Source organism: Cupriavidus sp. 94F1, assembly GCF_057798875.1.
Genome location: NZ_JBYOJT010000011.1, coordinates 18,319 through 37,741, shown reverse-complemented (window position 1 = coordinate 37,741; position 19,423 = coordinate 18,319). Strand labels below are relative to the sequence as shown.

Here is a 19,423-nt window from a genome sequence, read left to right as displayed (position 1 = left end):
ACCCAAGATGGAGACACAAGACAAGATGAACGGCGCAGAGAGCCTGGTGAAGACGCTGCTGGCCTGCGGCGTGGATACCTGCTTTGCCAACCCCGGCACGAGCGAGATGCATTTCGTGGCCGCCCTGGACCGCATCCCCGGCATGCGCTGCGTGCTGGGCCTGTTCGAGGGCGTGGTGACGGGCGCCGCCGACGGCTACGCGCGGATGGCCGACAAGCCCGCCGCCACGCTGCTGCATTGCGGCCCCGGCCTGGCCAACGGCCTGGCGAACCTGCACAACGCCCGCCGCGCACAGACGCCGATCGTCAACATCATTGGTGACCAGGCCACCTACCATCGCCCGCTGGATGCGCCACTGACCGCCGATACCGAAGGCTGGGCTCGGCCCGTATCGGTGTGGACGCGCACCGCCACGCATGCCGCGTCGGTGGGTGCCGATGCCGCGGCAGCCGTGCAGGCCGCGCGCAGCGCGCCCGGCGGCGTGGCCAGCCTGATCCTGCCGTCCGACGTGTGCTGGGACGAGGGGGGCCAGGTGGCCGCGCCGCTGCCCCCGCTGGCTGTGCCGAAGGTGTCCCCGGACGCCGTGCAAAATGCCGCGCGCATCCTGCGCAGCGGGCAGCCGACGCTGATCGTGCTGGCCGGCAGCGCGCTGCGCGAAGGTGCGCTGGGCGACGCCCACCGCATCGCCGCTGCCACCGATGCCCGCCTGATCACGCCGATGTCGAACGCGCGCGTGACGCGCGGTCGCGGCCGGCTGGCGATCGACCGGATTCCGTACTCGGGCGATGCCGCGCGCCAGAAGCTGGCCGGCATCCGCAACGTGATCCTGGTGGGTGCGCCGCCTCCGGTCACGTTCTTCGCTTATCCGGGCAAGTCGCCGCGCCCGTATCCGGAAGACGCCACGATCCATGTGCTGGCCCGCGCCGAGGAAGACCTCGGCGAAGCCCTGGCGCGCCTGGCCGACGAACTGGGTGCGCGCCAGGCAAAGCTGCCTGCGTCGGCCGCGATGCCAGTGGCGGCCGCAAAGGGCGCGATCACGTCCGAGGCGGTGGCCCAGTCGCTGACCGCGCTGCTGCCCGAGCAGGCCGTGGTGGTGGAAGAAAGCGTGAGCTTCGGCCGTGCGTTCTATCCGGGCACCGTCCACGCCGCGCCGCATGACTGGCTGCAGCTGACTGGTGGCGCGATCGGTGCCGGCCTGCCGCTGGCCACGGGCGCCGCCATCGCCGCGCCGGACCGCCGCGTGGTGGCGCTGCAGGCCGATGGCTCGGGCATGTACACGCTGCAATCGCTGTGGACCATGGCGCGTGAAAAGCTCGATGTGACCGTCGTGCTGCTGGCCAACCGCAAGTACGCCATCCTGCTGGGCGAACTGGCTGGCGTGGGCGCCAACCCCGGCAAGACGGCGATGGACATGCTGGACATCGGCAATCCGGACCTCGACTGGGTCAAGATGGCCAACGGCATGGGCGTCGAAGCGGCACGCGCGGACAGCATGGACGCGTTCAACGACCTGTTCCAGCAGGCCAACCAGCGCAAGGGACCGTTCCTGATCGAACTGGTGATCTGAGCGGGCTGGTCACCCGCAGCGCGGCCCCGGACATGGGCCGGCGCTGACCCATGATGTTCCATGATGTTCCATTGCCCCGTGGATGGCCGCGCAGCAGCATGACCCTGCGTACTTCGTCCAAGGGGGCACATCATGAAGAAATCGAGAATGCAGTGGGCCGCGCTGTGCTGTGGCCTGGCGATGGCGGGCGGCGTCTCCGCGCAATCGGTGGCCGACGGCAATGCCACCATCATCTGCGATTATTCGCACACGCTGGCGGACGACCCGATCGTCTACCCGGGCAAGCCCGGTATCGCCATGATCCACGACTTCCTCGGCAACACGACGGCCAACGCCTTGTCGACGCCGGAGACGCTGCGCGCCGAACATGGCACGACCTGCGAGAACGCGGCCGACGCCACGGCGTACTGGGCGCCTGCACTGAAGACGCCCGATGGCAGGATCGTGCCGCCCACGTACCAGAAGACCTACTACACGAACGTGGCGGTGCCGTCGGGGCGCCGCGTGCGCGTGGAGCCGCTGCCGGCAGGACTACGGATGCTGGCCGGCGACCACAACGGCGCGCTGCCCAATCCAAGGATATCGTTCCTGTGTAACGGACGCGGCTATACCAACACGATTCCCACCGACTGCGTGCCCGATCCCGAGAAAGGCACCCAGTTCAATATCGGCGTGAATTTCCCGACGTGCTGGGACGGCCGGAATCTGGCTCCGCTCAAGGGCGTGATCGAAAACGTGGTGTATCCGGACAAGCAGGGCGTCTGCCCGGCGACGCATCCCATCCACATCCCGGAAGTGAACCTGAACCTGGCCTACATGATCGGCCAGGTGACCGACCTGACCGAGGCCCGGCTGTCGATGGACCCCACGCTGGACGCGTTTGGCAGGGTGGTGGCGCAGAACTGGGGCACGCTCTACACCGCGCACGCCGACTTCTTCAACGGATGGCGCGACGAATCGCTGCGCTACATGGCCGACTATTGCCTGAACGCGGGCCGGCTCTGCAACAAGCAGGTGCCCTACGCGTACAGCGAGTCGCTTGGCGATGCCACGGTACGCGGCGGCGACACGGCGGACAAGAACTATGGCAACGACCTGTCGCTGTACGCGCAGCGGGCCAGCGGCACCACGCCGGAGTCGATGATCTACATGAAGTTCCGCATCCCGCAGGGTGCGGCCAGCGTGCCGTCAAGCTTCACGCCCGACTATCAGCTGCGGATCTACGGCGGCAACACCACCGACACGACGGCCGCCATCATCCGCCTGTACCGCGTGTCGACGGACTGGACGGAGGACACCATCACGGCCAACAATGCGCCGCCCTGCGAGGGCACCATGACGGACATGTACCTGGACAACGTGATCCAGTACCGCACGTTCAAGGTCGGCAAGGCCATCAACGAAGCCATTGCGGAAGGCAAGGACACCATCGCCTTCTGCCTGCGCGGCAACGGCGATCGCATCTACACGTTCGGCAGCCGGGACACCGCCAACCCGCCGATGCAGCTGATGATGACCCTCAATCCGATCCACCACTAGGCGCGGCTTTCGGTCTCGGCCCAGCCCGCCATGGCCTGCCCGCCGGCATTGTCGCCGGTCCACAGCAGCACGCGGCCCGGCGTGCCGGCATCGTCGGCACCGCCCACGGCCACGGTGTCCTGGTGGAACAACGGCGCCAGTCCGCGGAAGCCGAAGCGCGTCACGCGCGCGTCGGGACGCTCGTGGCGCAGCAGTTCCAGCATCAGCATGGCCTGCAGCGGGCCATGCACGATCAGGCCGGGATAGCCTTCCACGTCGCGCACGTAGTCCAGGTCGTAGTGTATGCGGTGGGCGTTGAACGTCAGCGCCGAGAAGCGGAACAGCAGCGTGGGGTCGGCCTGCAGCGTGCGGCCGAACTGTGCGGTCTGCTCAAGTGCCGGGCGCGGCGGCTGGGGCTGCCCCTTCGGCGGCATGGCACGGTAGACGATGTCGTGCCGCTCGGTCAGCGCGGTTTCGCCGCCAACCGTGAACACGTGATCGACGGACACGAAATACAGTTCGCCGGTGCGGCCCGCCTTGTGCTGCACGTCGGTGATGGTCGAGGTACGGGTGACCGTCTCACCGACCCGCAGGCCACGGTGGAAGGACAGCTCGCTGCCGGCCCACATGCGGCGCGGCAACGGCACGGGTGGCAGGAATCCGCCCAGCGTGGGATGACCGTCCTGGCCGAGCGTGTGCTGCGGCGCGCGGGGCAGGAAGTACAGCCAGTGCCACAGCGGCGGCAGCGGCTGGCTGGCGATGGCTGCGCCATCGAGATCGAAGGTGGCCGCGAGCGCATGGACCGGCTCGGCCGCCAGGGTCTCGGTGCGCGACTCCGAACGGCCGATCCATTCGCGCAGTTGTTCGAGCGTAAGGGTGGTCATGGCAATGGGTAGTCGGTGGACGGTTAGCGGCTGGCGGGCAGCCAGTCGTTGACGTTGGCCTGCTGGTCCAGGCGCCAGACACGGTCGATGATGGTGCGCATTTCGGCCTCGCTGGCCCCGTGGCGGAACGCGCCCAGCTGGACGGCCTTGGCTTCGAGTTCGGGGCGCGACAGCGTGTTGTCCGGATCGCCCTTGGGCACATCGACCCTGGCCTCCAGCGCGCGGCCGTCGGTGGTGCGCACCGTCACCCGGCCGATCCACTGGCGCGGGTAGGCCGCGTTGATCTCGTCGTCCAGCGCCATCGTCACCTTGTTGCAGAATGCCGCGATGCGCGGGTCCTGCAGCGCGTGCTGCTCGAACTCGCCCAGGCCGGCATGCGTGTGCACGGCCACCAGGCCCAGCACGGTGCCCATCGAGAACTTGGCCTGATGGATCGTCACGGGATTGACCACCGGGCCGAGCACGTCGATGGCGCCCTGGTGCACGTGCGCGGTCACGGCGTCGATCTGTTCGGCCTGCAGGCCTTCGCGCTGCATCAGGGCCTTCAGCGCATCGGCCGCCGGGTGCGTGTGGCGGCACGAGGCAAAGAACTTGAACGACGTCTCGGCCGTGGCCCAGCGCGTGCCGAGCCCGTCGGTCAGCGCGGCGGGGTTGGCGTCGCTCGACATGCCGGCCGCCATGCCCTGCGCGCCTTCCAGAATCTGCTTCGCGCCGGTAAAGCCCGCGCGGGCCAGCCACGCCGACTGCAGGCCATCGGCGGCGGCCTTGGCGGTATGCAGTTGCTTGGAGTCCGCCGCATCGCGCAGGAATTCCCACAGCCCGGCGGCCTGCGTGCCAGCGGAGCCCAGCGCCTGGTTGATGCCTTCGGCGTCCAGCCCGTACAGCTTGGCAACGCCAGCGGCGGCGGCCAGCGTGCCAACCGTGCCGGTGGTGTGGAACACGCGGTAGTGTGAGCGGCCCATGAATTCGCCGATGCGGATGCCCGCCTCGTAGCCGGCGATCGATGCCAGCAGCACCTCGGCGCCGGTCTTGCCCTCGGCCTGCGCGGCGGCCACCACGGCCGGGAAGACCACGGCGGCCGGGTGCAGCACCGAGCCGTTGTGGACGTCATCCTGCTCCACCACGTGCGACGACGCGCCGTTGATCAGCGCGGCGAAGTAGGGCGACGTGCGGCGGCGGTCGACAAAGACCTCCGCATCGCCCGACTGCGGCCCCATGGCCGCGGCGAATTCCTGGATGCGGCGGATGGCCGGCGCGTCCTTGCCGGCGATGGCGGAGGCGATCCAGTCGAGAAACAGGTCCTTGGTCCGTTCGACCACCGGAGCGGGCACGTCGGTGAGCTTCAGTTGCGCCAGGAACTCGCAGAGCTGGCGCGTCGGATAGGTGTCGTTGGGCATGTTCGGCGTTGGAGTCAGGCGGTCAGAACGAACGCGGCAGTTCGAGCACGTGCTCGGCCACGTAGGACAGGATCAGGTTCGTGGAGATCGGCGCCACCTGGTACAGGCGCGTTTCGCGGAACTTGCGCTCGATGTCGTATTCGGCGGCGAAGCCGAAGCCGCCGTGCGTCTGCAGGCACACGTTGGCGGCTTCCCACGACGCGTCGGCCGCCAGCAGCTTGGCCATGTTGGCTTCCTTGCCGCACGGCTTGCCGGCGTCGAACAGCTGCGCCGCCTTGTAGCGCATCAGGCTGGCCGCTTCCACGTTGACGTAGGCACGCGCGATCGGGAACTGCACGCCCTGGTTCTGGCCGATGGGACGGTCGAACACGATGCGCTCGCGTGCATAGCCGCTGGCGCGTTCGACGAACCAGTAGCCGTCGCCGATGCATTCGGCGGCGATCAGGATGCGCTCGGCATTCAGGCCGTCGAGGATGTACTTGAGGCCGCGGCCTTCCTCGCCGATCAGGTTCCCGGCGGGGATCTCCAGGTTGTCGAAGAACAGCTCGTTGGTCTCGTGGTTGACCATGTTGCGGATCGGCTGGACGGTCAGGCCGTTGCCGATGGCCTCGCGCAGGTCCACCACGAAGACCGACAGGCCTTCGGACTTCTTTTTCACCTGGTCCAGCGGCGTGGTGCGGGCCAGCAGCAGCATCAGGTCGGAGTGCTGCACGCGCGAAATCCACACCTTCTGGCCGTTGATCACGTACTTGTCGCCGCGGCGCACGGCGGTGGTCTTGAGCTTGGTGGTGTCGGTGCCGGTGGTGGGCTCGGTCACGGCCATCGACTGCATGCGCAGTTCGCCCGAGGCGATGCCGGGCAGCCAGCGTTGTTTCTGCGCGTCGGAGCCGTGGCGGAGCAGGCAGCCCATCACATACATCTGGCCGTGGCAGGCGCCGGAATTGCCGCCGTTGCGGTTGATCTCTTCCATGATGACCGACGCGGCGGTCAGCGGCAGGCCCGAGCCACCATAGGCCTCGGGGATCAACGCGGACAGCCAGCCCGCCTGGGTCAGCGCCTGGACAAATTCCTCCGGAAAGCCGTTGTGTTCCTCGATGCGCTGCCAGTACGCGGAGTCGAACTGCTGGCAGAGGTCGCGTACGGCCTCGCGGATTTCGGGGTAAATCTGGTCTTGGTCCTGTGCAGCGTGCATGGCAATGTCCGTCTATGTCGGGGGTGAGGCCATTATTCCCGAGCTGCCGTGGCAGCAACATTCGCATTTGCTGAAGCGCGGCTTCTGTCCGGCTTAGGGATGGGGGCCGGGACCGGCTCAGGGTAATCCCGTGGCTTTTCCGGGGCCGTGTCCTCCCTTCGGCAAATCGGAATTGTGTGCCGCGCCCATTGCTTGCACCCTGCGGCTCACGATTCCAGAACAACCAGACGCGTGCCATACGCGCAGACCAGACAGGAGACAGTGAATGACGTTCTACCGGCAACTTTCAGCATCCGTGACCTGGGCCGCACTGGCGGTAGCCGCCGTGGCCGTTGCGGCGCCAGGCATCGCACGGGCGGCGGACGCCTATCCGTCGCGGCCGATCACGATGGTCGTGCCGTTCGCGGCGGGCGGACCGACCGATGTGGTGGCGCGCTCGGTGGCGGCGGCCATGTCGAAATCGCTCGGCCAGAGCGTGGTGGTGGAAAACCGGCTTGGCGCCGGTGGTACGGTATCGGCCGCCTACGTGGCCAAGTCCGCACCGGATGGCTATACGATCCTGATCCACCACAACGGCATGGCCACGGCCCCGGCGCTGTACTCGAAGCTGCCATACAAGCCGCTGACCGATTTCTCGTTCGTGGGGCAGGTGGCCGATGTGCCGATGACGCTGCTGGGCCGGCACGACCTGCCGGCCAATACGCTGCCGGAGCTGGTCAGCTACATCAAGCAGAACCAGAGCAAGGTGAATCTGGCCAATGCGGGCCTGGGCGCCGTGTCGCAGCTGTGCGGCATGCTGTTCCAGAAGGCGATTGGCGTGGACCTGCAGACGATTCCGTACCAAGGCACGGCACCGGCGCTGACGGCGCTGCTGGGTGGCCAGGTGGACATCCTCTGCGACCAGACCACGCAGACGCTGCCCCATATCAAGTCGGGCAAGGTCAAGCTGTACGGCGTGACCACGGCCGAGCGCATTCCGGCGCTGCCCGATACGCCCACGCTGCGCGAGGGCGGGCTGAAGGGCTTCGAGGTCAAGGTCTGGCATGGGGTCTATGCGCCGAAGAACACCCCGCCGGCCGTGATCGACAAGCTCAATGGCGCGCTGCGCACGGCGCTCAAGGACCCGGCCGTGGTGGCCCGCATGAAGGATCTGGGCGCGGTGATCGTGCCGGCGGACAAGCAGACGCCCGAAGGCCTGCACAGCTGGCTGGCGTCGGAAATCGACAAATGGTCGCCGATCATCAAGGCAGCGGGAGTCCGCGCGGATTGAGCGGTCCGGAGGGTTGTCTCGCCTCTCCCGCGTGTACTGACCCGCATCGTGGGAGAGGGGAGCCCCCCAAAAAACCAGCTACACCGGCTCTCGCGCCGCGTCGGCCAGATAGCGGATCAGGGTTTCCGCGAACTGCGGCAGCTCGCGGCCCGGACGGCGCACCAGGCGCAGCTCGCGCCGGGCCCAGTCGTCTTCCAGCCGGATAAAGCGCAGCACCTTGCGACTGGCGTAGCGCCGTGCGCAGCTGTTGGGCACGATGGCGATACCCGCGCCGGCCTCGACCATGCGGCACACGGCATCGAAACTGCCCACCTGGATGTGCAGGCTGATGCGCTTGCCCATGCCGCTGGCAATACGGTCCAGGAACGACTGGATGGCCGACGACTGGTTGAGTCCCACAAAGCGGCACGTGTCGAGCAGATCGGCGAAATGCAGCGCCTTGAAGGCCGGCAGCGGATGGTTGACCGGGGCGATCACGATCAGTTCGTCGCTGCAGAGCTGCATGGTGTCCAGGTCGGCCGTGGCCACCTCGCCGGCCACGATGCCCAGGTCCGCGGCGCCGTTGCCGACCGCCGAGACGATATCGGCGGACAGGTGTTCCTCCAGTTCGACGTCGACATCGGGGTTCTCGGACAGGAAGCGCGACAGGCCGTTGGCCAGGAAAGAATTGGTGGCCGTGGTGTTGGCCAGCAGCCGTACGCGGCCCTTGACGCCCTTGGCGTAGGGCCGCAGGTCCGCATGCAGGCATTCCAGCTGGCGGAACACCTCGCGGGCGTGGCGCAGCAGTTCGTCGCCGGCCGGCGTCAGGCGCACGCCCTTGACCTGGCGGATCAGCAGCTGGGTCTGGAAGGCCTCTTCCAGCTGCTTGATGCGCGAGCTGGCGGCCGGCAGCGACAGGAAGCTGCGTTCTGCAGCGCGGGTCAGGTTCTCGGTTTCGCCGACGTTGAGGAAGAGGCGCAGGTCGGTCAGGTCGTAGTGCATGGGTTCAGCGAGCGTGAAGCCCACTTTTGTCATTCGTGAATTCCAGAAACTCCGCCGACAATTTATCGTATCCGCGTTGGCAATAGAACGGGTGACGTTCCGGAACCCGGCAATCTCGCACGCAAGGAGTCGAAGATGAGTGGAATGATGGCAGGCAAGGTCGTGGTGGTGACGGGCGCAGGTGGCGGCATCGGCCGGGGCATCGCGCTGGGCATGGCCGCGGCCGGTGCGCGCGTGGTGGCGAACGACCTGGGTGTGTCGATGAGCGGGGAAGGCGGCGATGCCGGGCCGGCGCAGCGCGTGGTGGAGGAAATCCGCGCGGCCGGCGGCGAGGCCGTGGCCAATACCGACAGCGTGTCCTCGTGGGGGGGCGCGAATGCCATCGTCCAGTGCGCGCTCGACAATTTCGGCCGCATCGACGCCGTGGTCAACAACGCCGGCAACCTGCGCGACCGCATGTTCTTCAAGATGAACGAGGAGGAATGGCGCTCGGTGATCGACGTGCATCTGCACGGCACGTTCTTCGTGAGCCGCGCCGCGGCCAACTATTTCAAGGATCAGGAAAGCGGCGCCTTCGTCCACATGACGTCGACGTCGGGCCTGATCGGCAACCTGGGCCAGGCCAACTACTCGGCGGCCAAGCTCGGCATTGCCGCGCTGTCCAAATCCATTGCGCTGGATATGGCGCGCTTCAACGTGCGTTCGAACTGCATCGCCCCCTTTGCCTGGAGCCGCATGACCAGCTCGATCCCGGCCGAGACCCCCGAGGAAAAGGCCCGCGTGCAGCGCCTGCAGAAGATGGAGGCCGGCAAGATCGCACCGGTGGCGGTGTTCCTGGCCAGCGATGCGGCCAGCGAGGTCAATGGCCAGATCTTTGCCGTACGCGCCAACGAGATCATGCTGATGAGCCAGCCGCGTCCGGTGCGCTCGGTGCATACCAGCGAGGGCTGGACCCCTGAAACCGTCGCCGAGATCGCCATGCCGGCCATGCGTTCGAGTTTCTTCAAGCTGGATCGGTCGCCCGACGTCATCAACTGGGACCCGATCTGATCCGGACCCCCTGCTGTCGGCCTTCCTAAGGACGTTTCTCGACGTCGCCACCCTCTTCGCCACGCGCTGCGGTGCAGCAATTCGCCCGCGCGTGGCACGCATTCTGCTCATCCCCCGTTCACGGGGGCCTCACGCACTCTGACTGTGCGATGTGGGCCGGGCTCCAACGCTAAATCGGTGCATGCGTGCGTCTGCCCACTGGCACTCTAGGTCGGACAGTGCTGATGGGTGCGACGCGTGGTCGCAGCGGATGACGCGCTGGGCAGCCATGATGCGCGCAGGGGCATATCGCACAGGCAGCTTGAGGAAGACACCCGTCAGCAGTTGGCGGCGTGGGCCAATGCACGGCACCATGAAGCGGGTATTGCGCAGGTCGATATGCGGAAAGCGGTGCATATCGTGCATTTGGACGAGCAGGGCGGAAAGGTCATCCATCCCCAGCGGCGACATGGGTGTAGGAGCATTGCCGACAGCGCCTGTCAGATGTTTCTGGATTTGATTGATCGTTACACAACACGCTGTGCAGGACGCACTCGAAAGGTGTAATGTGTGTCACAAGCATGGTCGATGGCCCGTCGCGGCGGGGTGATGAAACGAGTGTGCAGTCGCAATGCGTGCATGGCTTGAGGGTGCATCGGAGCGACTGAACCGACAGGCAACTGAAGTCAACTCGGGATTCACGTTCACCGTTATTTGACTATGATGAAGTAAAGACTTCGCAACTTGGCAACTCCACCAAGCCGGGGTGGCGGAAAGCAAAGTTGCCGCGAAGTCTTAAGGGAGTAGAACTACCTTCGCCTCGGACGTGGGACTCTGACGGGAGTGAGGTATGGACATTTTTGGCCACTACGCCACGCGCTTCGAAGCTCGCAAGGAAGAGGAATACAGCATCCAGGAATACCTGGAGATCTGCAAGAAGGATCCTTCTGCCTACGCGACTGCCGCCGAACGCATGCTCGCCGCTATCGGACAGCCTGAACTGGTGGATACCCACCACGATCCGCGCCTGTCCCGACTGTTTTTCAACAAGGTTATCCGGGTCTACCCGGCGTTCCGCGACTTCTACGGGATGGAAGACACGATCGAACAGATCGTCTCCTTCTTCAAGCACGCGGCGCAGGGCCTGGAAGAGCGCAAACAGATCCTGTACCTGCTTGGGCCCCCCGGAGGCGGCAAGTCGTCGCTGGCCGAGAAGCTCAAGGCGCTGATGGAAGAGATTCCGATCTACGCGCTCAAGGGTTCGCCCATCCATGAATCGCCGCTCGGCCTCTTCTCGCCCGAAGAGGACGGCAAGATCATGGAGGAAGACTATGGCATTCCGGTGCGCTACCTGAATACCATTCCGTCGCCATGGGCCGTCAAGCGGCTGCACGAGTTCAACGGGGACATCACCAAGTTCCGTGTGGTGAAGCTGCGGCCGTCGGTGCTGGCGCAGATTGCCATTTCGAAGACGGAGCCGGGTGACGAGAACAACCAGGACATTTCGTCGCTGGTGGGCAAGGTCGACATCCGCAAGCTCGAAGACTTCCCGCAGGACGATCCGGATGCCTATTCGTATTCCGGCGGCCTGTGCCTGGCCAATCGCGGCCTGCTCGAGTTCGTGGAAATGTTCAAGGCGCCGATCAAGGTGCTGCACCCGCTGCTGACCGCCACGCAGGAAGGCAACTACAAGGGCACGGAGGGCTTTGGCGCGATTCCGTTCGATGGCGTCATCCTCGCGCACTCGAACGAGGCCGAGTGGCAGACGTTCAAGGCCGACAAGAACAACGAGGCTTTCCTTGACCGGATCTATATCGTCAAGGTGCCCTACTGCCTGCGCGTGTCCGACGAGGTGAAGATCTACGACAAGCTGCTGCGCAGCAGTTCGCTGTCGGCGGCGCCGAACGCGCCCAACACGCTGAAGATGATGGCGCAGTTCGCCGTGCTCACCCGGATCAAGGAGCCGGAGAACTCGAACGTCTTCTCGAAGATGCGCGTCTATGACGGCGAGAGCCTCAAGGACGTGGATCCGAAGGCAAAGTCGTATCAGGAGTATCGCGACTACGCCGGCATCGACGAAGGCATGAACGGCTTGTCCACCCGCTTCGCGTTCAAGGTGCTGTCGAAGGTATTCAACTTCGACAATACCGAGGTGGCGGCCAATCCGGTGCATCTGCTGTACGTGCTCGAACAGCAGATCGAGCGCGAGCAGTTCCCGCCGGAGCAGGAAGCCAAGTTGATGTCGTACATCAAGGAGTACCTGACTACCCCGTACGTGGAGTTCATCGGCAAGGAGATCCAGACCGCGTACCTGGAGTCGTATTCCGAATACGGCCAGAACATCTTCGACCGCTACGTGGTGTTTGCGGACCTGTGGATCCAGGACCAGGAGTATCGCGATCCGAATACCGGCGAGATCCTGGACCGCAATGCGCTGAACGACGAACTGGAGAAGGTGGAAAAGCCGGCCGGTATCTCGAACCCGAAGGACTTCCGCAACGAGATCGTCAACTTCGTGCTGCGGGCCCGTGCCAACAACGGGGGCAAGAACCCGGTCTGGACCAGCTACGAGAAGCTGCGGATGGTGATCGAAAAGCGCATGTTCTCCACCACGGAAGACCTGCTGCCGGTCATCTCGTTCAATGCCAAGTCGTCGCGCGAGGATCAGGAGAAGCACGAAAACTTCATCAACCGCATGGTTGAGAAAGGCTATACACCCAAGCAGGTTCGGCTTTTGGTGGAGTGGTATCTGCGCGTCAGGAAATCATCGTAACCGGTTCCGGACGCGGTCTTTATCCACGGCGCGCTTTTCCTGGCGTCTCTTACCACGGCGGACAGACGGCATATGGGTACGGTCATCGATCGGCGCGAGAACGGCGGCAACAAGAGCGCCGTCAACAAGCAACGCTTCATCAAGCGTTACCGCGAGCAGATCCGGCAGGCGGTGGCGAAGGCGGTGTCCGGCCGGAAGATCATGGACATCGAGCAGAGCGGGCAGGTGTCCATTCCGGTCAAGGACATCTCCGAGCCGATCTTCCACCACGGCCAGGGCGGCAAGCGGGAGTGGATTCATCCCGGCAACAAGAAATTCGTCCGGGGTGACAGCTTCGACCGCCAGCAGCAGGGCAGTGGCGGCACCGGGTCACGTGCCAGCGACAGCGGCGAAGGCGAGGACGATTTCGTCTTCACGCTGTCGCGCGAGGACTTTCTCAATTTCTTCTTCGAGGACATGGCGCTGCCGGACCTGGCCAAGCGCCACCTTGCTAAGATTGCCGAGGTGCGTAAGGTGCGCGCCGGCTTCTCGATCGACGGCACGCCATCGAACCTGTCGATCCTGCGCACCATGCGCAGTTCGCTCGGGCGGCGCATTGCGCTGTCCAGCCCCTACATGAAGCGGTTGCACGAACTGGAGATCGAGTACAACGAGGTGCTCGAGAAGGAAGGGCCATACTCCGAACAGGCCGAGGCGCTGATGGAGAAGATGCGTCACCTGCGTGCCCAGGTGGACCGCGTGCCGTTCATCGAAAAGCTCGACCTGCGCTACAACAACCGCGTGCTCAAGAAGCGGCCGCAGGCGCAGGCGGTGATGTTCTGCCTGATGGACGTGTCGGGCTCGATGGACGAAAGCCGCAAGGACCTGGCCAAACGCTTTTTCATGCTGCTGTACCTGTTCCTGAAGCGGAACTACGAGCGCATCGACGTGGTGTTCATCCGCCATCACACGGTGGCCAAGGAGGTGGAGGAGGAGGATTTCTTCCATTCCCGGGAATCCGGTGGTACCGTGGTTTCAAGCGCGCTGAAGCTGATGGTCGATGTGATTCATGACCGCTATCCGCCCAGCCAGTGGAACATCTATTGCGCCCAGGCGTCGGATGGCGATAACTGGGCAGGGGATTCGGAATTGTGCGGCCGCCTGCTGCGCGAGTCGATCCTGCCACTGGTGCAGTACTACGCATATGTGGAGGTGGCTTCGGAAGAGCCGCAGAACCTCTGGGAAGAGTACCTCACGGTAAAGAACCAGTTCGAGCACTTTGCGATGCAGCGCATCATCGGTGCGGACGAGATCTACCCCGTGTTGCACGACCTGTTCCAGAAACGCGCGGCCTGGCCGGCCGCCAGATAGCAGGGCATTCGGCAGCAAACCGGCGCTGCGCGCGGCGCGGGCCGGCATGTCACTGGGGAAGTCTATGGCCTATCTTTCTACGGGCTCGGAGTGGACCTTCGAGCTGATCCAGCGGTATGACCGTGAAATCGCCCGCATCGCCGGCGAGTTCGGGCTGGACACCTATCCGAACCAGATCGAGATCATCACGGCCGAGCAGATGCTTGACGCCTATGCGTCGGCGGGGCTGCCGGTCGGCTACAGCCACTGGTCGTACGGCAAGCACTTCCTGGCGTCCGAACGCGGCTACCAGCGCGGCTACATGGGGCTGGCCTACGAGATCGTGATCAACTCCAATCCTTGCATCGCGTACCTGATGGAGGAGAACACGATGCCGATGCAGGCGCTGACCATCGCGCACGCCTGCTACGGCCATAACTCGTTCTTCAAGGGCAACTACCTGTTCCGCACCTGGACCAACGCCGACGCGATCATCGACTACCTGCTGTTTGCCAAGAACTACGTGGCCGAGTGCGAGCAGCGATACGGCGAGCAGGAAGTCGAAATGCTGCTCGACTCCTGCCACGCGCTGCAGAACTACGGTGTGGACCGCTACAAGCGGCCCAAGAAGCTGTCGATCACCGAAGAGCAGGCGCGGCAGGCGGAACGCGAAAACTATCTGCAGATGCAGGTCAACGACCTGTGGCGCACGCTGCCCAAGCACCGGCCCCACGCCCTGCGGGAGGAAGAGGAGGCTGCCGAGTACGAGGTAACCTTCCCGCCGGAGCCGCAGGAGAACCTGCTCTACTTCATCGAGAAGAACGCGCCGAAGCTGCAGCCGTGGCAGCGCGAGATCGTGCGCATCGTGCGCAAGGTCGCCCAGTATTTCTATCCGCAGCGGCAGACCAAGGTCATGAACGAAGGCTGGGCCACGTTCTGGCACTACACCATCATCAACCAGCTGTACGAGGAAAAGCTGGTCAACGATGCGTTCATGCTCGAACTGCTGCAGGCGCATACCAACGTCATCTACCAGCCGCCGTACCACAGCCCGTACTACAGCGGCCTGAATCCGTACACGGTGGGGTTCCTGATGTTCCAGGACCTGCGCCGCATGTGCGAGAACCCGACGGAGGAAGACCGGCGCTGGGCGCCCGAGATTGCCGGCAGCGACTGGCGCCAGACGCTCGACTTTGCGATGCGCAATTTCAAGGACGAAAGCTTCTTGCTGCAGTTCCTGTCGCCGCGCGTGATTCGCGAGCTGAAGCTGTTTTCGGTGCTGGACGACGATCGCGAGGGCAAGCTGCGCGTGACGGCCATCCACGACGACGAAGGCTATCGCGAGATCCGCCGGCTGCTGGCGACCCAGTACGATCTGTCGAACATGGAGCCGAATATCCAGGTGACCAATGTCGATATCGGGGGCGACCGCTCGCTGACGCTGCGCCATCTGCAGCAGGATCGCCGTCCGCTGGCGCAGAACTTCGACGAGGTGATCCGCCACGTCACACGGCTATGGGGCTTTACGGTGCGGCTGGAAGTGGTCTACGAGGACGGCCGGCGCGAGCTCAAGTACGAGTGCAAGCCGGAGCGCCGCCACCAGCAGCATCGCAAGGCTGCCTAGCGTTCATGGCTGGGTCCCCGCCGGAAGGGCGGGGACTTCCCGGGAAAGATTATCGGGACCGTGCCTGGCCACGCGGCCGGGCCGGCGAGCAGGCGCCCGCGCGCTCCAGGTCCACGCCCGGCAACAAGTGCAGCAGGCGCACCAGTTCCGACTGGCGGTGCGTGCCGGTCTTGCGCAGCGTATCGCGGATGTGCACGCGTACCGTATGCGGTGACAGGAATTCGCGTTCGGCGATCTCGTTGAGCGTTTCGCCGGCCGCCAGGCGGATGGCGATGATGCTCTCCTTGCGCGAGAGGCCGAACAGCGACGTCAGCACGCCGGCATCCAGCACCGAGCGCGATTCGGAGTTGCCAAGCAGCATCATGGCCATCGGCAGCTGCCACGGGCCTTCGACCGGCTGGCGCGATACCAGCGGCATGACGATGATCGGCACGGGCTGGCCGCCCGAGGTGATATGCATCCACGAGCCCGCCGCGGCATCGCCATGGCGGCCGCCGTGCACGGCGCCGTCAAGCAGCCTGGTCAGTACCGATTGCAGCGATTCGGGATGCGCGCTCAGCACGCCGTTGTCGAGCGCCAGGTTGGAATCCGCCTGCACCAGGGCTTCGGCCCAGCTGTTGGCGTAGCGCACCCGCATGTCGGCCTGCAGCACCATCACGCCGAAATCCAGCGTGTCCAGCCCCGCGAGCCCCATTGACGCCAGCCCGCTCAGCTCGAAATTGCGGTGCTGCATGCGGGCCGCCCGTGCCCAGTGCGGCATTACCTGTGCCACGCGCTGGTTGCAATCGACCGCACGGCAGCTGTCGCAGCCGGGGGTTGCGCTCATCCAGACGCAGACATCGTGCGTGTCGAAGAGACGGATGCCATTGGCCAGGCCGTTGCAGTCGAACGGCGTCGGGCCTTCCGCATCCGGGCCCGGCAGCATGCCGGCGTCGGCGGTGGCGGCCGCCAGCGCGGCATGCGACGGCAGCGCCCGCATGCTTTCGGGCATGGTGCTGGTGCTGGTAAAGCAGCCGTGTGGTGTGACCCCCAGACGTGCCTTGCCGGCAAGCTTGTCCCATATCAGGTAGCTCGGGCTGGCGGAACAGGTGTAGTCGGAAAACAGGTCGAGCGCCGCGGGCATGGCCGCCACGTCCATGGCAGATTCATAGATGCAATCGACCAGACGATAGAAGACGTCGTCGGCAGACAAGTGTTCGCCCATTTCTTTTTTCCCCGGTGGCAAACGCCTTTTTCCTCAAGACCGCTGCGTCGAGGCGCGGTCATTCTTTTGTATGTCATCACAGTGCCGGGCCGGATTGACTGGGAGCGCGTGAACTCGGCAATGTGTACGGCGATGATCCTGCAAAAACACGGTGCCGGAATATCCCGCCAAGGGAGGGGTGTGCTTGCCGTTTTCCGGCGCCACGCCTGCGTTTCCGGCATCCGGGCACGCGGCAGTGGCCGCGTCGGATTGCTGAAGTTCGCGAGATAGTAATGCCGTGACACGCGTATTTCAAACGATTCACGGCCAAGTTCGCGCGCCGCCATGGCGCAAATGCGACAACGTCCCGTCAAGGCGCCCGGGTCTTCACATTTGGGTCGCGCAACTCAGGCTTTGCCTTTTGCCGAGGTGACTAATTCAGCGCCTGCGCCGGCGGCAGCCGTCAAGGCGGCTTCGCCCGTGGCGCCGTTGCCGCCGCCGTCTACCTGCACGGTCACGTAGGGCGCGGCCATACGGATGCCTTCGGCGTCGAAGTTGCGCTTGAGTCGCACGTTGAAGGCGCGCGAGATCTCGGCCTGGGTCAGCGGGCGCGTCTTGAATTGCGCAAGCACCACCTGGCCGTTCGGATCGAAGCGGTCCAGGCCCAGGATATCGAGTCCGGACAACAGGTTGCGGGAGTAGCGGTGGTCGCGGGCCACCTCGGCGCCGGTCTCGCGAATGATCTCCAGCGCGCGGTCGAAGTCGCTCTGGTAGGCGATGGAAACGCTGAATACCGCGAACGCGTAGTCGCGCGACAGGTTCTTGACCGCCTTGATCTGGCTATAGGGCAGCGTGTGTAGCGCACCCTTGCCATCACGCAGCCGCAGCGTGCGGATCGTCATGCCTTCCACAACCCCGGCGTGGTCGGGCAGTTCGATGGAATCGCCAATGGCGATCGAATCCTCGATCACGATAAAGAGCCCGGTGATCAGATCCTGCACCAGACTTTGGGCGCCGAAGCCGATGGCGAGGCCCACCACGCCGGCACCGGCCAGCAGCGGCGTGACGTTGACGCCCAGGTTGGCCAGCACCGCAATCATCGCGACCACCAGCAGGGCCACGAAAGACGCGTTACGCACGAGCGGCAGGATGGTCTTGGCGCGCAGGCTGGGCTGGGCGGCGCGGTTGTTGGTGGGAGACAGCGACTGGGTGATGGCCGTATCGATCAGCAGCCAGACCAGCCAGGCCAGCAGCACCACGCCGATCACGCTGAGCACGGATCGCGTGATATGGCGCCCCAGCACGGTCGAGTCGGCCAGCATCATCAGCGATGTCCCCCAGATGCGCGCATTGAGCTCCAGGAATGCCAGCCAGATGATCACGCGTACCAGCGCCACCCCGAAGCGGCCAAAGCGCCGCAGGTAGGCCGAGCGCCGGCGGTCGCGCAGCCGCGGCGCCCTTACCGACGCCTTGGGTGACCGGCCCGCCACCAGCGTGAGCAGCATGGCGCCCACGAACAGCGCCACGGTAATGACGGCGCGGCGCAGGAATTCGTCGGCACGCCCGGTGGCCATGATGGTGCCGATGACCGACGCCGCCACCACCGCCAGCATGGGCAGGTACCAGGCCTGGCCGGCCATGCGCAACAACTCCATCAGGGCCGGATGCTCCTGGCGGAATGCAAATGGGCGGAAGGCGATCAGTTGCCCGATGGCCCGGCGGAACCGCACCGTGAAGACCCCGATCAGCACGGCAGCCAGGATATTGGCGAAGGTACTGACCAGCGCGGACAGGTTCACGCCCAGCGCGGCAATGACCCGGGCGTCGGTATTGGCTTCGCCCAGCGCGGCCAGGGCGCCCGTGACGAACAGCAGGATCGGCGAATGCCTGAGCAGGTCGCGCACTGCATGGGAGCGGTGGCCCGACTGGAACAGCGCGAAGATGACCTGGCAGACCGCCGACATCAGCGCGCCGGCCACGATGGCATAGGCCACCAGCACCGCGCCCATGCTGGCGGGCGTCCGGCCGAAGACCTTGTAGGCCAGCAGCACCGTCAGCGCGAAGGCGACGATCCATGGCCCGATCCGGCGCAGGAAATAGATGCCGACATCGACCCACGATGGCACGACCGGTAACTGGGTGGGGCGTGCCGGACGCAGCCTGTTGCGGTGCAGCCGGCGCGACAGCTCGAACAGCAGCCAGCCCGTCAGCGCCCAGCCAGCCAGCACGATGCCGAACTCGCGCCACGATTCCAGGGCAGCCCGCGTATGGCCGATCGTGATCGCCTCGCGCATTTCCTCGCCGGCAAAGCGGATACGCCAGCGCCAGTATTGCCAGGGGCCACGATCGCGGTGCGGGGTGCTGTCGATGTCCTGCAACGCTTGCGCCACCGCGCCAATCAGTCCGGGAGCCGGGGCGCTGGCCGCTGCGGCCGGGGCAGAGGCATCCAGGCCCTGGCGCAGAGTCTGGAGCTGCGTGACCAGCGCGCGCCGTTCGGCATCGTTCTGTAGCGTGTCGATGACCTCGTCGAGCGACCTGGCCAGCGCCGCGCTGGCGGCCGGCGCCGACGCCGGCTTGTCGGCCGGGGCCTTGATGGCATTGAGCAGTGGCGAACCGGCGCCAAAGGCTGGGCCGCTCAGAAGCAGCATCAGCAGAAGGGCACGGCACCAGGCCATG

General features: G+C 65.3%; 13 protein-coding genes. 7 read left to right on the top strand and 6 right to left on the bottom strand.

The window, feature by feature from the left end:
• Positions 1 to 25: 25 nt before the first annotated feature.
• Complete coding sequence (locus AC3FJ6_RS22175) at positions 26 to 1,567, top strand: acetolactate synthase large subunit (RefSeq protein WP_488773863.1); 1,542 nt, start codon at positions 26 to 28, stop codon at positions 1,565 to 1,567.
• Positions 1,568 to 1,699: 132 nt separating this feature from the next.
• The gene (locus AC3FJ6_RS22170; RefSeq protein ID WP_488773768.1) at positions 1,700 to 3,106 is read left to right on the top strand and encodes a DUF1996 domain-containing protein; all 1,407 of its coding nucleotides are present in this window, start codon (positions 1,700 to 1,702) and stop codon (positions 3,104 to 3,106) included.
• Here AC3FJ6_RS22170 and AC3FJ6_RS22165 read toward each other — a convergent pair.
• Genes AC3FJ6_RS22165 through AC3FJ6_RS22155 form a run of 3 tightly spaced genes read right to left on the bottom strand, consistent with a single transcriptional unit; the run spans position 3,103 to position 6,558 of the window.
• On the bottom strand, positions 3,103 to 3,969 hold the full coding sequence (locus AC3FJ6_RS22165; RefSeq protein WP_488773767.1) for an HTD2 family dehydratase: 867 nt from the start codon (positions 3,967 to 3,969) through the stop codon (positions 3,103 to 3,105). The two genes, AC3FJ6_RS22170 and AC3FJ6_RS22165, sit on opposite strands and share 4 nt — an antisense overlap.
• 23 nt (positions 3,970 to 3,992) lie before the next feature.
• A complete protein-coding gene (locus AC3FJ6_RS22160; RefSeq protein ID WP_488773766.1) occupies positions 3,993 to 5,366 on the bottom strand; it encodes an MmgE/PrpD family protein in 1,374 nt (457 codons plus the stop codon).
• Positions 5,367 to 5,388: 22 nt separating this feature from the next.
• Positions 5,389 to 6,558, bottom strand: coding sequence for an acyl-CoA dehydrogenase family protein (locus tag AC3FJ6_RS22155; RefSeq protein WP_400394484.1), 1,170 nt, complete (start codon positions 6,556 to 6,558; stop codon positions 5,389 to 5,391).
• A 265-nt stretch (positions 6,559 to 6,823) separates the two neighbouring features.
• On the opposite strand from AC3FJ6_RS22155, the gene AC3FJ6_RS22150 reads away from it, so the two are divergent.
• Complete coding sequence (locus tag AC3FJ6_RS22150) at positions 6,824 to 7,828, top strand: tripartite tricarboxylate transporter substrate-binding protein (protein WP_488773765.1); 1,005 nt, start codon at positions 6,824 to 6,826, stop codon at positions 7,826 to 7,828.
• A 78-nt stretch (positions 7,829 to 7,906) separates the two neighbouring features.
• Here the strand turns inward: AC3FJ6_RS22150 and AC3FJ6_RS22145 are convergent, their stop codons facing one another.
• Positions 7,907 to 8,809, bottom strand: coding sequence for a LysR substrate-binding domain-containing protein (locus tag AC3FJ6_RS22145; protein ID WP_488773862.1), 903 nt, complete (start codon positions 8,807 to 8,809; stop codon positions 7,907 to 7,909).
• 135 nt (positions 8,810 to 8,944) lie between these two features.
• Between AC3FJ6_RS22145 and AC3FJ6_RS22140 the strand changes: the two genes are divergently transcribed.
• The 4 genes from AC3FJ6_RS22140 (at position 8,945) to AC3FJ6_RS22125 (ending at position 15,564) form a co-directional block, all read left to right on the top strand.
• Positions 8,945 to 9,859, top strand: a complete 915-nt coding sequence (locus tag AC3FJ6_RS22140) for an SDR family NAD(P)-dependent oxidoreductase (protein ID WP_488773764.1) — start codon at positions 8,945 to 8,947, stop codon at positions 9,857 to 9,859.
• Between the two features lie 829 nt (positions 9,860 to 10,688).
• Positions 10,689 to 12,611, top strand: coding sequence for a PrkA family serine protein kinase (locus tag AC3FJ6_RS22135; protein WP_153947107.1), 1,923 nt, complete (start codon positions 10,689 to 10,691; stop codon positions 12,609 to 12,611).
• Positions 12,612 to 12,683: 72 nt separating this feature from the next.
• Positions 12,684 to 13,961, top strand: a complete 1,278-nt coding sequence (locus tag AC3FJ6_RS22130; protein ID WP_400394709.1) for a YeaH/YhbH family protein — start codon at positions 12,684 to 12,686, stop codon at positions 13,959 to 13,961.
• A 64-nt stretch (positions 13,962 to 14,025) separates the two neighbouring features.
• On the top strand, positions 14,026 to 15,564 hold the full coding sequence (locus AC3FJ6_RS22125; RefSeq protein ID WP_488773763.1) for a SpoVR family protein: 1,539 nt from the start codon (positions 14,026 to 14,028) through the stop codon (positions 15,562 to 15,564).
• Between the two features lie 49 nt (positions 15,565 to 15,613).
• On the opposite strand, the gene AC3FJ6_RS22120 is transcribed toward AC3FJ6_RS22125, so the two are convergent.
• Complete coding sequence (locus AC3FJ6_RS22120) at positions 15,614 to 16,768, bottom strand: helix-turn-helix transcriptional regulator (protein ID WP_488773762.1); 1,155 nt, start codon at positions 16,766 to 16,768, stop codon at positions 15,614 to 15,616.
• A gap of 386 nt (positions 16,769 to 17,154) precedes the next feature.
• Complete coding sequence (locus AC3FJ6_RS22115; protein ID WP_488773761.1) at positions 17,155 to 19,395, bottom strand: mechanosensitive ion channel family protein; 2,241 nt, start codon at positions 19,393 to 19,395, stop codon at positions 17,155 to 17,157.
• Positions 19,396 to 19,423 lie beyond the last annotated feature (28 nt).